The sequence below is a fragment of the Mesorhizobium sp. 131-3-5 genome (assembly GCF_016756575.1).
Taxonomy (GTDB): Bacteria; Pseudomonadota; Alphaproteobacteria; order Rhizobiales; family Rhizobiaceae; genus Mesorhizobium; species Mesorhizobium jarvisii.
This window is the reverse complement of the sequence record NZ_AP023254.1, coordinates 5213695-5227305: the sequence shown is the minus strand read 5'-3', so window position 1 is coordinate 5227305 and position 13611 is coordinate 5213695. Positions and strand designations below refer to the sequence as shown.

Below are 13611 nucleotides of genomic sequence, written 5' to 3'. Positions count from 1 at the left end.
CACTGTCATTTAGTCAAAAAAATCGAATTGTTTTGAAATAAAGATTCGATATTATCGAACTATGGAAGCGTTCGATCCGGATCTGCTCAAAACCTTCCTCGCTTTTGTCGACAGCGGTTCGCTGGCGCAGGCGGCCATCAGCGTCGGCCGTTCGCCTTCGGCCGTGACCGCCCAGATGCAGCGGCTGGAGGAGATCGTCGGCGAGCCGCTGTTGGCGCCGCAAGGCAGGGGGCGCGGCCTGACGCCGGCCGGCGAGGACCTCGTCGGCCACGCCAGGCGCATTCTTGCCGCGCACCGTGAGGCGTGGCTGGCGCTGAAGGGCGCGCGGGCTGCCGGGCGTGTCGCCATCGGCACGACACAGGATTTCGCCGACAGCGGCCTGCCGGACCTTTTGCGTGCCTTCGCCACCAGCCATCCGCGCGTCAGGATCGAATTGCGGGTTGGCCGCTCCGCCGAACTGGCGCAGGCACTGCAGGCCGGCAGCCTCGATCTGGCGATTGTCATGCGCCAGGCGGCCGCGCCGGACGAGGTCGGCGTCCTGCGTGAGCCGATGATGTGGCTGTGTTCAAGGAAAGGGCTGGCCTCGCGGCAGGAAGAATTGCCACTGGCGCTGCTCGATCCCTATTGCGGGTTTCGCGAGGCCGCACTGGCGGCGCTCGATGCTGCCGGCCGCCGCTACCGCATCGCCGCCGGCAGCGCCAGCCTGGCTGGCCTGCGCACTGCGGTGAATGCCGGCGTTGCGCTGACCTTGCGAACCCCGCGCTTTGCCCATTCCGGCATTGTCGAAGCGCCGCGCGAGTTGGGCCTGCCGCCGGTTCCGATGGCGGAATTCGCGATCCGGCTGCGTGCCGGTGCTGATGCTTCCGCGGGCGATCTGGCGGCGCTGCTCAGCGGCAACCTGGCCCTGTCCCAGCCGCCCGGCTGATTTGGCGCCAGCCTATCGCAAGAAACCCCGACCTGCGGTCGGGCTCCTTGGCAAAGAAATAGCCGACCTTGCGGTCGGGCCTATTTAGAAAGAAAAAGCCGACCTTGCGGTCGGCTTGGGAGTAGGACGGGCCGAGGGGTTTGGGGGGACTCGGGGGGTGGCCCGTCACACCAATAATGTCTGAGTCCGATGATGGTTCCGTGACTGAGTCACTTTTTTAAGAAATTTTTGACGCTGCCCGCTGCGAGCGGGCTGCCAGCCAGTCGCGGCCTGCATGGGCGAACACCGCGCAGAGCACGATAGCGCCGCCGACCATGCTGGCGACAGGCGGTATCTCGGCCAGGAAAAGGAAGGCAAACAGGATCGCGAACGGCACTTCCGCCGAGCCGAGCAGGCCGGATTCGGGCGCCGGAATAAGCCGCGCCCCTTCCGTCCACAGGATCGACGACAATGCGAAGGACGCGCCGAAGGTGACGAGCAGAACGGCATCCCTTGCCGACACCGCCAGGGGATCGGTGATGAACCAGCCGAGAATGAACAGCAGGAAGGCTGAAACCGCGCCGGCCCACACCACCGGCGTGTCGCGGAAGGCGCGCACCATGATCATGTAGAGCGCGCTGCCGGCCGTCATCAGCAGCGCCAGCCCGTCGCCGAACAGATGGCCGGTGCCGAAGCCCGACCAGACCATGATGCCTACGCCGCACAGCGACACGGCCGCCGCGAGCATCGTCTGCAGGCGGAAAGGCTCGCGCACCAGCACCCAGGCCAGCAGGGCGGCAATGAAGGGCGACGTGGCGTAGATGACCGCGACATTGGCGACATAGGTGAATTTGAACGCCGAGATGAAGGCGATGCTCGCCAGCGCGCCTTCCACCGCCAGCAGCCAGCCCCGCCAGCCAAGTCGCAGCGTGCCGCGGTTGCGCGAGCGATGGCGGCGCCACAGCACATAGAGGCTGATCAGGATCGAGCCGACAAAGCCGCGCCAACATGTGATGGTCAGCGGATCGGCATGGATCGACTTGGTCGAGACACCGGTCAGGCCGAACACCGCCGCTGATGACGACACCAATATGATGCCAAGCGTGCGCTCGGTGGTTTCGGTTGTGGCGGCTGCGACGTCAGTCATGCCGGCAACCTACCCCGTCCGGTGCTGACATCGTAGAGTCAGCAGTGAGCGCCATCCGCATCACAGCCGCTTGCGGAAATGCTCGCCGCCGACAATCAGCAGCCCGGCGGCGATGATCAGGGCGGCACCCAGGAACACTTCGCGGCGCGGCACGTCGCCCCAGATCGCGAAGCCGAGCGCGAACGCCCACAACAGCGAGCTGTATTCGAGAGGCGCGAGGATCGATGCCGGCGTACGCTTCATGCCTTCGAAGAGGAGGTATTGCGCCAGGCCGCCAAGCGCGCCTACGCTGGCAAGAAGCAGCAACTGGGCCAGACCAGGCGTATGCCACCACAACAGCGCCGGCACCGCCGAAAACAGCAGGAAATAGAAGTTATTGAGGAGAAGCTGGATCATCGAGCGTTCGGCAAGCGCTGTCTTGCGCAGGAGCACGATGGCAATGGCCCACAAGAGGGCGGCCGCAAGCACCAGCAGCACCGGCACGGACAGGCCGAGATGGGTCGGGTCGCAAGCGACGAAGACGCCGGCAAAACCGATCAAAACCGCCAGCCAGCGCAACATCGGCACCTTTTCGCCGAGCAGGAACACCGAAAACACGGTGACGATGATCGGCGCTGCATAGTAGACGGTGGTCAGTTCGGCGAGCTGCAGGCTGCGCGCGGCGTTGTAGTAGCAGAGCCAGGCGGCAAGCGTGAACGCGCTGCGCACCAGCATGGGCCGCACGATTGGCGAGCGCACCGTGTCGTCAAACAGCTGCCGCCCGCCAATTGCCGCGCAGGCGCCAAGAATAGTGATGCTGCGGAAGAACATGATCTGCCAGACCGTCATCCCGGTGACCAGCAGCTTGATCGAGGCGTCCTGTGTCGAAAACAAGAGATAGGCGGCACCGGTCAGCAGGATACCAGCGAGAACCCTTTCGCGTGTTTCGAGAATGGCGACATCGGCCATAGGCGCGGACCAAAGGTGCGGGAAGCGACAGGGATAGCTTGAGGACTCTGCGAAATCATGCCTCGGCTCCCAGCTATACGGGTGAAAGCCGACACCGCGCTACGCCAGCCCTGAGCTTGCATTGGCGCAGGGGCCACCGCGACCGTCCTTATGAGTGCGAGCCGGCCTGACGCATCCGCCATGGTCTTGCAGCAGCGGCTGACAAGTCACTTAAAACCCTGAGCCAACAATCTTGGGCGGTGCCTTGCGAACCCCGCGGCCATAGTCGAGAAGCGCGCGCTCCCAAAGCACGCTGCTCTCGTATCGATCATCGGAAAATTTCTCAAAACTGGCGTCAAAGATGATTCTGCCGTTGAAATTTGGGCTGCATTCAGCCGGATTGCGGATGACGCCTTGGGTATCGATCTGGCACCACATCCGACGCATGTCGTCAGCGACCCAGGCAAGACCGTTCGCGTAGCACCGCAGCGCCCGATATTTTGGCGGAACGAAAACGGTCCCGTCGGCTGCGGCAAGTCCCCACAATGTTTGGCCGATGGTGTCGGTGCTGAAGAAGTGACCGCCATCCTCGTCGCAGGCAAGTACCGCTGCTCGATCCTTCTTGCGGGTCGGTTCGGGTACCTGCTGTCCCTGAGCATTGACCCATGACTTCCGACCATCGACGTCTATTGCGAAAACGCCATCATCATCGGGCCGGAGATTGTCAAACTGCGGAGCTGCCGAGTATCTGCCCTTGGCATCGATCACGCCCCACTTTCCACCTTCCTCGACAGCGGCATATCCGTCCTGAAAATTGTAGACGTTGTCGAAGCTTGGCTTCGACATCAGCGAATGGCCGCCTGTGTCGACAAATCCCCACTGGCCGTTGAGGGTGACCGGGGTTGGCCGGTCGCAGTCCAGCTTGAGAAAAGCCTGCTCAAACAGATAGGATTCGGTGGGCTTGCCATTCGCATCGACGAAGCGAAACTTGCCTGACCGTTTTTCCACCTTGATGCCGGAAGGGCATTGGGAAAGGATTTCTCCGTCTTCCGGGTTCGCGACAATCTGGCCGCGCCGGTCGAGCCCAACCCATTGATCGCCGATGCGAACTATACTGACATCGCCTTTCTCAGCCAATCTGGCGTCGTCGAAATAACGGCTGCCAAGGAGTTGGCCGCTTATGTCGACGATTCCCTTTTTGTCATCGTTTCGAACCAGCTTGAGGCCATTTCGCCAATAGAAGGTGCCATCGAACTTGATCGGCACGACGAGATCTCCTTTGGAGTCTACCGCGCCGCATACCTTCCGCTTCGACGGATCGGACGGGGTCGGCTTTAGATTGCACACGGTGGCGAACCCAACGGTGAGTGGGGACACGTCCTCATGTCGGGGAGTGATTTGCCAGGTTCCATCCGATCGCAGGAGCCCGAACTCGCCCAAATTGTTGTCTTCGGTGCTGGCCCAAAGCAACAGATGGTCCGGGTCGTCGAAGTATCGAAGTCTGTAGATTTCCGAACTCAGGGATCGGGTCCGAACGTGCCAGAGGCGATATTGCGGCGAGGGGTTTTTGACAAAGTCGAGCTGCAAAGTCCGTTTAGCGTCCCTCAGGCTTTCGCAGCCATTGAAACCAGCCGCCTGCCAGGCACCTTCGCTGACAAGAACCGTATCTTCTCCGAACGGCATCGCGCGCGCATAGTTGGGTTCGACGACGAAGTTGCCCGAGCGATCTATGACGCCCGCCTTGCCATCAAGCACGACCTCGGCAAGGCCTTTTGTGAAGCCCGCAACCACGTCGAATTTGGCGGGAACCACGAGCTTGCCCGCACGGTCGATGAAGCCAAACTTTCCGTTGATTCTGACGCTGGCGAATCCGTCGGAAAAAGGCAGTGCGACTTCGAACCGCCATGGGATGACCTGATTTTTTGACTGGTCAACGTAGCCGCACAGGTTGAAACTGCCACCACAGGCGACCGTCAAGCCATTTGGCTCTGCCGGCTTTCCTGCAAACTGGCCGGGTGAACAGGACATGAGGACGAATGAGGCCGCTTGGTCGGTCGGGGCAAAGACCACCAGGGCGCCAAACCCCATCGCCAGCGCGTGCATCAGACATTTCCCAACCAATGCCGAGCTCCCTCAAACCGACCGAACGCGACAACCATAGCTTCGGGTTGTGGCAGAAATCCTATTCTGCAGATCTGCCGGAACTGTCTCGATCACGACGCTAAGCAAACAGACGAAAGAGGCAACGAAATGGACGCCACCGAACTTAAGGCGATGCAGGCGCCGCTGAAGCAGGCCTATCGCGAGGATGCCTCGCAGGCGCTGATCACGCTGAGAGCGAAGGGCTCTATCGACGACCAGTCGGTGGCCTGCAAGGTGGAGACGGGCAGGGCGATCGCTGTCGCTGGTCTGCATCCGGCAACCGGCGGCTCAGGCCTCGAGCTCTGCTCCGGCGACATGCTCTTGGAAGCACTCGTGGCTTGCGCCGGGGTGACGTTGAAGGCAGTGGCGACGGCGCTCGAGTTCAAGCTCGGCGCCGCAACGGTGGAAGCCGAAGGCGATCTCGATTTTCGCGGCACCCTTGGTGTCGCCAAGGATGCACCGGTCGGTTTTCGTGCCATCCGGCTCAATTTCGCTCTCGGCACGGATGAACCGCAGGAGCGCATTGATTCACTGCTGAAGCTGACCGAACGCTATTGCGTGGTGTTCCAGACCATCAGCCAGAAGCCGGAATTGACGGTGAGTGCCCGGCACTGAAAACAACAAGGCCCGCAGCCAACGGCTGCGGGCCTTGTTGCGACGGATGCTTACTGCGCGGCCGGTTCCTCGGCATCGCCCTCATCGGTGAAGGGCGAGGCGCTCGGCACGCACTGCACGGACCAGCCAGCGGGGGTCGGCTGCTTCTGATATTCGGTGATGGCTGCGGTGCACTGTTCGCGCTTGTCGAAGGTGCTGGGCAGCACCACCATGCCGCCCTGTGGACCGGCGATTACCAGATACCAGACCAATGCTGCGGTCGTAGCCATGGGAGTTTCCTTGTTCTGCCCAGTTTGGGCTCTCGCTGTTGTGGGAGTTGCTACGATCCTAACAACTCCGGGGAAATGACGAAAGCATGACCGCCGCGCAGCTTTTCCCCCTCAGATCACAGCCGCGTGATGATGTGGCGGGTCTCTGAGTAGGGTTTGCGAGCTACACTGCTCAGTTGGTTGCAAAGCAGTAAAACAACCCGTCGCCACCGGTGCCCTTCAGGGCTTCCTGGCTGCAGCCGCCGCGTGAGGCATGCGAGGAATTCCACGATTTTGCCGCCGCCGAATCGTCGAGCCCGGTGCGGTCATGATGACCCATCATTGCCGCCCCTTCGGCGCCGCTCATCGTCCAGTCGCCGCAGGTCTGGTCGGCAATCCTGGTGCCGTCGGGTTTCGACCCTGTCAGCATGTCATGCCGGTTCGGTGTGTCGCCGCGGCCATTCACCACTTCGCCCTTTTCATTCAGCGCCGTCTGCTTGGTGATGCCGTTGGCGTCGCCGTGCAGCGAGGCGACATCGTCGGCGATTTTCTCACCGTTGGCGTTGAACCAAGGGCCTTTGCCGATGCGGTCGCGGGCATCCTCGGCGCTTGTTGAGAGATAGGCATGCCAGCTCTTGCCGGTGACGCCGGCTGCTTCGGCCAGCGAAGTGCAATGCGCGTCGGCTCCCTTCAGGCCGCCGAGATCGGCGCCCTTGCCGGAGCCGACACTGGTGACGAAGAAACTCATCTTGGCATCTTGCGAGACGGCCACACCTGATGTCGCGCCGAGAGCGGCTGCAAAGGCGGTGGCGGCAACGAAAAGAAGTCTGCGCATATCGATCCTCCGGTTTCGAATGTCCTACGTTCGAAGAACGTAGCCGGAGGCTCTTTTAATCCCTGACATAGGCCACCCAAATGCGGGCAGCGGTTCCGGGAGCCGTCAAAACCTAGGTGTGAATCTATTCGGGCTGCCTGTAGGCGACGAAGCGATTGTGCTTGGCCTGGAAGATCAACCCGGTCTCTTTCAGCTCCGGGCTGGCCAACGGCACGATACGCTTGGCGATCTCGGAAGGGTGCGGCAGCGTCTCCGGATCCTCGCCTGGCACGGCCTGGGCCCGCATGGCGGTGCGGGTGGCGCCCGGGTCGGCGGCATTGACGCGCAGCGGCAGGCTTTGCGTCTCATGCGCCCAGGAGCGCATCATGGTCTCGACCGCCGCCTTCGAAGCCGCGTAAGGTGCCCAGAAAGCGCGTGCCGAATGCGCCGCGTTGGACGACAGGATGATGGCCCGGCCGGCATCCGAAAGCCTGAGCAGCGGGTCGACCGAGCGGATCAGCCGCCAGGTCGAGGTGACGTTGATGGTCATCACCTTTTCGAAGGTCTTGGCCTCGACATGGCCGATCGGCGAGATGACGCCGAGCACACCGGCATTGGCAACGAGGATGTCGAGCTTGCCCCAGCGTTCATGGATGGCGCCGCCCAGCCGGTCGATGCCGGCCATGTCGGCGAGATCGAGCGGCACCAGCGTCGCCTGGCCGCCGGCCGCCTTGATCTGGTCGTCGAGTTCCTCCAGCCCGCCGACCGTGCGCGCGACCGCGATGACATGAGCCCCGGCGGAGGCTAATTCCTTGGCGATGAAATAGCCGATGCCGCGCGAGGCGCCGGTGACGACCGCGACGCGGCCGGTAAGGTCGAGGGTCATGCGAGAATTTCCGTAAGGTCTGGCCTACGCCCCACTGTTCGCCAGCAGCGACAGCGTGCGCACATTGTCGTGGCCTTCGAAGTCGAGCAGGCGGGTCGGATACTGGCCGGTGAAGCAGGCGTCGCAGAACTGCGGTTGCTCATCGTTGCGGCTGGCCTCGCCGACCGCGCGGTAGAGGCCGTTGATGGAGAGGAAGCCCAGCGAATCGACACGGATGAATTCGGCCATCTCTTCCACCGACATGCGCGAAGCCAGGAGCTTCGATTTCTCCGGCGTGTCGACGCCGTAGAAGCAGGAGGCGCTGGTCGGCGGCGAAGCAATGCGCATATGCACTTCCCGGGCGCCGGCATCGCGCACCATCTGCACGATCTTCTGGCTGGTGGTGCCGCGCACGATCGAATCGTCGACCAGCACGACACGCTTGCCCTCGATCATACGGCGGTTGGCGTTGTGCTTCAGCTTGACGCCCATGTGGCGGATCGAATCGCCGGGCTGGATGAAGGTACGGCCGACATAGTGGTTGCGGATGATGCCGAGCTCGAAGGGAATGCCGGCCGCCTGGCTGAAGCCGATCGCAGCGGGCGTGCCCGAATCCGGCACCGGCACGACGATGTCGGCCTCGACGGGGTTTTCCTGTGCCAGCTCTGCGCCGATGCGCTTGCGCACCTCGTAGACGTTGCGGCCCTCGACCGAAGAATCCGGCCGGGCGAAATAAACATATTCGAAGATGCAGAAGCGCGTTTTCTGCGGCTCGAACGGGAACAGGCTTTCAATGCCCTTGGAGGTGACGACGACCATCTCGCCGGGCTTCAGGTCGCGCACGAAGCGCGCACCGATGATATCGAGCGCGCAGGTCTCGGAAGCGAGGATCCAGGCACCGTCGAGGTCGCCCAGCACCAGCGGGCGGATGCCGAGCGGATCGCGGCAGCCGATCATCTTCTTGGCCGTCATCGCCACCAGCGAGAAGGCGCCTTCAACCTGCCGCACGGCGTCGATGAAGCGCGAGTTGAGGTCGCGTTCCTTGCTGGTCGCAACCAGATGCAGAAGCGTCTCGGTGTCGGAGGTCGAGGAGAAGATCGCGCCCTGTTTCTGCAGCGCGCGCTGCACCGTCATGGCGTTGGTCAAATTGCCATTGTGGGCGACGGCGAAGCCGCCATCGGCCAACTCGGCGAAGAAGGGCTGGATGTTGCGCATGCCGGCGCCGCCTGTCGTGGCGTAGCGCGTATGGCCGATGGCGCGGTTGCCTTGCAGGCTGTCAATGACGCGCTGCTTGGTGAAAGTGTCGCCGATCAGGCCGACATGGCGTTCGACATGGAATTGGCTGCCGTCATAGGAGACGATGCCTGCCGCTTCCTGGCCTCGATGCTGCAGCGCATGCAGGCCGAGTGTGACGATTGCCGCTGCGTCCTGCCGGCCGAAAATGCCGAAGACACCGCATTCGTCGTGGAAATGGTCGTCGGCCTCGGCGGAAAGCACGTCGTCTGCGTCTGCCATCTTAAGCTCCGCTAAAATCGCCATATAATGCGGGTTCGCGTCGAAAGCAACGCGCGCCGTAAAGTCGTTCACACCATCGTCTGCTCGGGCGCCCTTTCGGGGGTCAGTTTGCCGGTGCTGCTGGTGCGGCCGGTGCTGGCTTGGCTGTGTTGTCCGCGGGGCCAGCGTCATTGTCGTCCGGGGCCGGCGCATTTGCATCGTCACCTGTTGCCGGCACATCCGCCGCTGGCGCATCCGGGGCGGCCGGAGTCTCGCCACCCGCTTTCGGGCTGAGCTTCTTGAGGATTGCGTTTTCGGTGTCGGCGGGCAGCAGGTTCTCGATCTTGGCGCCGATCGATTCCAGCAATGGCCGTGATTTGGCGTCGGTCACCCAGGCCGGGGCCTTGGCGCCGGCCAGCCAGTTGAAGAACAAAAGCGCCACCGCGACGACCAGGATGCCGCGCGCGGCGCCATAGAGGAAACCGAGCGTGCGGTCGAGTGCGCCTATCCGCGAATCGATGATCCAGTCGGCGAGCTTCATGGTGATGACGGAGACGACAATCAGCGCGACGACGAAGACGACGCCGGCGGAGGCCGCCATGGCGATCTTCTCATTCTCGATGTAGGGCTTCAGATAGGGCAGGACGGGCTTGTAGAAGAAGAAAGCCGCCGCCGCCGCTGCCGCCCATGAGACGACCGACAGGACCTCGCGCGAAAAGCCGCGAACCATGGCGAGCATCGCCGAGACCAGGGTGAAGCCGACCAGGATTCCGTCAAGCAGCGTAATCGGCATGTCTTTCGCCCCACTCCGATCTCTTTTTCACGGCTCGGCGAGCCGCGTCATTCTTCGTCGTCCACGCGGCTTCGACGTGAGCCGGCTATGCGTGCCACGAGGTCGGCAAGCTCGGTGGGCTGGAAAGCACCGGCCCCGATCCCTCCGGCAAGTTCCTCGCTGCCCAAGGGCAGAACCGCGCTACCAAAACCCAGCTTTTCGGCTTCCTTGAGGCGCTGCTGCGCATGCGCGACCGGCCTCACAGCACCCGACAGGCTGATTTCGCCGAAATAGACGCAATCGGCGGGAAGGGCAAGACCGGTGAGCGAGGAAACCAGTGCGGCTGCGACCGCGAGATCGGCCGCCGGCTCGCTGATGCGATAGCCGCCGGCGACGTTGAGATAGACGTCGTGCTGGCCGAAGCGAACGCCGCAATGCGCCTCCAGCACCGCCAGCACCATCGACAGTCGAGCGCCGTCCCAGCCGACCACTGCCCGGCGCGGCGTGCCGAGCGAGGATTGCGCTACCAGCGCCTGGATCTCGACCAGAACCGGCCTCGTGCCTTCCATACCGGCGAAAACGGCGGCACCCGGCGATTTGGCGTGTCGCTCGCCGAGAAACAGCTCCGACGGGTTGGAGACTTCGCGCAAACCCTTGTCCGACATTTCGAAGACGCCGATTTCGTCGGTCGGTCCGAAGCGGTTCTTCACCGTGCGCAGGATGCGGTAATGGTGGCCGCCTTCGCCCTCGAAATAGAGCACGCCGTCGACCATGTGCTCGACCACGCGCGGGCCGGCGATCTGGCCTTCCTTGGTGACATGGCCGACCAGCACGATCGCGGCACCCGTGGATTTCGCATAGCGGATCATCGCCTGGGCGGAGGCGCGCACCTGGGTGACCGTACCCGGCGCCGAATCGGCAAGGTCGGTCCACAGCGTCTGGATGGAATCGAGAATGACCAGATCCGGCCGCTTGCCGTCGGCGATCGTGGCAAGAATGTCCTCGACATTGGTCTCCGCCGCCAGCTCGACCGGTGTGTCGGCGACGCCGAGCCGCTGCGCCCTCAGCCTGATCTGCGCGACGGCTTCTTCGCCCGAGACATAGACGATGCGATGGCCTCGCGACGCCAGCGCGGCGGCAGCCTGGGTGAGCAGCGTCGACTTGCCGATGCCGGGATCGCCGCCGACCAGAAGTGCGGAGCCACGCACGAAGCCGCCGCCGGTGGCACGGTCGAGTTCGCCGATGCCCGAGATGATGCGCGGCGCGTCCTCGATGTCGCCCGAAAGCGTGGTCAGCACCACCGCTCGGCCCTTGCGGGCGTTGCGCGTATTGGCAGGCCCCGAGCCGATGCCACCGGAGGTGCCTTCCTCGACCAGCGTGTTCCATTCGCCGCAGGCATCGCATTTGCCGGCCCAGCGCTGATGCACCGATCCGCAATTCTGGCAGATGAACTGGACGCGCGATTTGGCCATCAGTTTATCGATTCCAAAAGATATTTCTGGCGATCCCAATAGATCGGCAACGCCTCTTCGATCATATCGAAATGGATGCGGCGCTGACCGTTGCTTTGGGCCCAATTGTCATATGCCGACCAACACGCATAGGTGAATAAATTGACGGCGAAGTTGTTCTCTCGTCTGACTTCCTCGTGGAGCGTCTCAAGTAATTTCATAAGTGCGGTCGAAAGGCGGCGTTCCTTGAGCCGTTGCATCAGAAGGAATGAACATCCGATCGCAGACACGGACGTATCGTGCCGGGATTCTTGCAGCGAAAGAGCCAAAAAGCTCAGAAGATCATCGATGTCGGCGGCCCTTCCAAGCTTCCATATTCGATAGAGACCAGTCACTGCCGCGCTTCTTGTGTAGTCGTCGACATTTTTGGCAAGGAATTTCCGCACCAATTCGATGTTCTCGGACGTCGGTTCGCTCGAATAGCAAAACACCAGCAAACCGGCGTGCGATTTCGGGCTAGAAATTGACTGGGCAGATTTCAAATAATTAGCCAGTTGAGTGCGTTCGTCCTCGGAGATTTCGTACGCTTCAAACTTCATTCTCTGATAAATATCGCTAAAGTCCAATCGGTTGCTCCGCGACCAAGCTATTCAAACCTCTCCGCAATATGATGCTCTTCCGCCAGATCGGAGAAGCGGGTGAATTCGCCGTGGAAGGCGAGCGTTACCGAGCCTGTCGGGCCGTGGCGCTGCTTGGCGACGATCACCTCGGCCTTGCCGCGCATCTCGTTCATCTCGTTTTCCCACTTGACGTATTCCTCGGTGCCAAGCTTCGGCTCGCGGTTCTTGAGGTAATACTCCTCGCGATAGACGAACATCACGACGTCGGCGTCCTGCTCGATCGAGCCGGATTCACGCAAGTCGGAGAGCTGTGGACGTTTGTCCTCACGGCTTTCGACCTGACGCGACAGCTGCGACAGGGCGATGATCGGCACGGCGAGTTCCTTGGCCAGCGCCTTCAGGCCCGTGGTGATCTCGGTGATTTCCTGCACGCGGTTCTGCGAGGCCCTGGCGGATGAACCCTGCATCAGCTGGATATAGTCGATGACGATCAGGTCGAGGCCGCGCTGCCGCTTCAGGCGACGCGCGCGGGCGGACAGCTGGGCAATGGAAATACCACCGGTCTGGTCGATGAAAAGCGGGATCTTCTGCATGGTCTGCGAACAGGCGACCAGCTTTTCGAAATCCATTTCGCTGATTTCGCCGCGGCGGATTTTCGACGACGAGATTTCCGTCTGCTCGGAAATGATACGGGTCGCCAGCTGCTCCGACGACATTTCGAGCGAGAAGAAGCCGACCACGCCGCCATTGGCCGCCTTGAACGATCCGTCGGCCTGCTGCGCCGGCACATAGGCCTCGGCGATGTTGAAGGCGATGTTGGTGGCGAGCGACGTCTTGCCCATGCCCGGGCGTCCGGCGAGCACGATCAAATCGGACGATTGCAGGCCGCCCATGCGGCGGTCGAGATCGCGCATGCCGGTGGCAAGACCCGACAGATGGCCGTCGCGCATATAGGCCGCGTTGGCCATGTCGACGGCCGTCTTGACCGCGTCGGTGAAGCTCTCGAAGCCGCCATCGTAGCGGCCGGTTTCGGCCAGTTCGAACAGGCGGCGCTCGGCGTCCTCGATCTGCTCGGAGGGCGACATGTCGACCGGCGCGTCATAGGCGATGTTGACCATGTCCTCGCCGACCGTGATCAGCGCGCGGCGCGTCGCCAAATCATAGATGGCGCGGCCGTAGTCGGTGGCGTTGACGACGGTGACGGCTTCGACCGCCAGGCGCACGATATATTGCGCCACCGTCATGTCGCCGACCTTTTCGTCGGCCGGCAGGAAGGTCTTCAGGGTGATCGGCGTCGCCACCTTGCCCATGCGGATGAGCTCGGCGGCGATCTCGAAGATCCTGCGATGCAGGGGTTCGTAGAAGTGGCCTGGCTTCAGGAAGTCGGAGACGCGGTAGAAGGCATCGTTGTTGACGAGGATCGCGCCGAGCAGCGCCTGCTCGGCCTCGATATTGTTCGGTGCCTCGCGATAGAGCGGTTGCTCCGCCACGCCGAATTTCCGCGCTGCCTCTGCCATGACATCCCCGATTTCAATCCCACCTTGCCGTAGCAGACCACGTTAAGGGCGGGTGAAGATTCGTCGTCCTCTCCTGCTTGTTCACAGCACAAAAA

At 62.4% G+C, this 13611-nt stretch carries 13 protein-coding genes; 2 read left to right on the top strand and 11 right to left on the bottom strand.

Going from position 1 to position 13611, the window contains the following annotated elements:
* Nucleotides 1-61: 61 nt before the first annotated feature.
* Nucleotides 62-925 (top strand): LysR substrate-binding domain-containing protein, encoded by an 864-nt coding sequence (locus tag JG747_RS25770; protein WP_202360316.1) that lies wholly within the window; start codon nucleotides 62-64, stop codon nucleotides 923-925.
* 217 nt (nucleotides 926-1142) lie between these two features.
* Here the strand turns inward: JG747_RS25770 and JG747_RS25765 are convergent, their stop codons facing one another.
* From JG747_RS25765 to JG747_RS25755, 3 genes are all read right to left on the bottom strand, one after another.
* Nucleotides 1143-2051 (bottom strand): DMT family transporter, encoded by a 909-nt coding sequence (locus JG747_RS25765; protein WP_202360315.1) that lies wholly within the window; start codon nucleotides 2049-2051, stop codon nucleotides 1143-1145.
* A 60-nt stretch (nucleotides 2052-2111) separates the two neighbouring features.
* Nucleotides 2112-2999, bottom strand: a complete 888-nt coding sequence (locus JG747_RS25760) for a DMT family transporter (RefSeq protein ID WP_202360314.1) — start codon at nucleotides 2997-2999, stop codon at nucleotides 2112-2114.
* A gap of 210 nt (nucleotides 3000-3209) precedes the next feature.
* The gene (locus JG747_RS25755) at nucleotides 3210-5081 is read right to left on the bottom strand and encodes a WG repeat-containing protein (RefSeq protein WP_202360313.1); all 1872 of its coding nucleotides are present in this window, start codon (nucleotides 5079-5081) and stop codon (nucleotides 3210-3212) included.
* Between the two features lie 147 nt (nucleotides 5082-5228).
* Here JG747_RS25755 and JG747_RS25750 point away from each other — a divergent pair, with 147 nt between their 5' ends.
* Entirely contained in the window at nucleotides 5229-5735 is a 507-nt protein-coding gene (locus tag JG747_RS25750) for an OsmC family protein (protein ID WP_027046675.1), read from the top strand.
* 50 nt (nucleotides 5736-5785) lie between these two features.
* Here the strand turns inward: JG747_RS25750 and JG747_RS25745 are convergent, their stop codons facing one another.
* From JG747_RS25745 to JG747_RS25710, 8 genes are all read right to left on the bottom strand, one after another.
* On the bottom strand, nucleotides 5786-6004 hold the full coding sequence (locus JG747_RS25745; RefSeq protein WP_015318519.1) for a hypothetical protein: 219 nt from the start codon (nucleotides 6002-6004) through the stop codon (nucleotides 5786-5788).
* A 172-nt stretch (nucleotides 6005-6176) separates the two neighbouring features.
* Entirely contained in the window at nucleotides 6177-6818 is a 642-nt protein-coding gene (locus JG747_RS25740) for a hypothetical protein (protein WP_202360312.1), read from the bottom strand.
* 124 nt (nucleotides 6819-6942) lie between these two features.
* Nucleotides 6943-7683 carry an SDR family NAD(P)-dependent oxidoreductase gene (locus JG747_RS25735; protein WP_202360311.1) on the bottom strand — a complete coding sequence of 247 codons (741 nt, stop codon included), beginning with the start codon at nucleotides 7681-7683 and terminating at the stop codon, nucleotides 6943-6945.
* A gap of 24 nt (nucleotides 7684-7707) precedes the next feature.
* Nucleotides 7708-9177, bottom strand: coding sequence for an amidophosphoribosyltransferase (gene purF, locus JG747_RS25730; RefSeq protein WP_019857255.1), 1470 nt, complete (start codon nucleotides 9175-9177; stop codon nucleotides 7708-7710).
* Nucleotides 9178-9280: 103 nt separating this feature from the next.
* Nucleotides 9281-9949: a CvpA family protein gene (locus JG747_RS25725; protein WP_019857256.1), complete on the bottom strand. Its 669-nt coding sequence runs from the start codon at nucleotides 9947-9949 to the stop codon at nucleotides 9281-9283.
* Between the two features lie 47 nt (nucleotides 9950-9996).
* A complete protein-coding gene (gene radA / locus JG747_RS25720; RefSeq protein ID WP_019857257.1) occupies nucleotides 9997-11400 on the bottom strand; it encodes a DNA repair protein RadA in 1404 nt (467 codons plus the stop codon).
* Nucleotides 11400-12005: a hypothetical protein gene (locus JG747_RS25715; RefSeq protein ID WP_141700920.1), complete on the bottom strand. Its 606-nt coding sequence runs from the start codon at nucleotides 12003-12005 to the stop codon at nucleotides 11400-11402. Before JG747_RS25715 ends, radA begins: the two co-directional genes overlap by 1 nt.
* A gap of 20 nt (nucleotides 12006-12025) precedes the next feature.
* A complete protein-coding gene (locus tag JG747_RS25710) occupies nucleotides 12026-13516 on the bottom strand; it encodes a replicative DNA helicase (protein WP_019857258.1) in 1491 nt (496 codons plus the stop codon).
* Between the last annotated feature and the right edge of the window lie 95 nt (nucleotides 13517-13611).

Coding starts and splice junctions, on each gene's coding strand:
- JG747_RS25770 (WP_202360316.1), top strand. CDS start 62: ATGGAAGCGTTCGATCCGGATCTGCTCAAAACCTTCCTCGCTTTTGTC.
- JG747_RS25765 (WP_202360315.1), bottom strand. CDS start 2,051: ATGACTGACGTCGCAGCCGCCACAACCGAAACCACCGAGCGCACGCTT.
- JG747_RS25760 (WP_202360314.1), bottom strand. CDS start 2,999: ATGGCCGATGTCGCCATTCTCGAAACACGCGAAAGGGTTCTCGCTGGT.
- JG747_RS25755 (WP_202360313.1), bottom strand. CDS start 5,081: ATGCACGCGCTGGCGATGGGGTTTGGCGCCCTGGTGGTCTTTGCCCCG.
- JG747_RS25750 (WP_027046675.1), top strand. CDS start 5,229: ATGGACGCCACCGAACTTAAGGCGATGCAGGCGCCGCTGAAGCAGGCC.
- JG747_RS25745 (WP_015318519.1), bottom strand. CDS start 6,004: ATGGCTACGACCGCAGCATTGGTCTGGTATCTGGTAATCGCCGGTCCA.
- JG747_RS25740 (WP_202360312.1), bottom strand. CDS start 6,818: ATGCGCAGACTTCTTTTCGTTGCCGCCACCGCCTTTGCAGCCGCTCTC.
- JG747_RS25735 (WP_202360311.1), bottom strand. CDS start 7,683: ATGACCCTCGACCTTACCGGCCGCGTCGCGGTCGTCACCGGCGCCTCG.
- purF (WP_019857255.1), bottom strand. CDS start 9,177: ATGGCAGACGCAGACGACGTGCTTTCCGCCGAGGCCGACGACCATTTC.
- JG747_RS25725 (WP_019857256.1), bottom strand. CDS start 9,949: ATGCCGATTACGCTGCTTGACGGAATCCTGGTCGGCTTCACCCTGGTC.
- radA (WP_019857257.1), bottom strand. CDS start 11,400: ATGGCCAAATCGCGCGTCCAGTTCATCTGCCAGAATTGCGGATCGGTG.
- JG747_RS25710 (WP_019857258.1), bottom strand. CDS start 13,516: ATGGCAGAGGCAGCGCGGAAATTCGGCGTGGCGGAGCAACCGCTCTAT.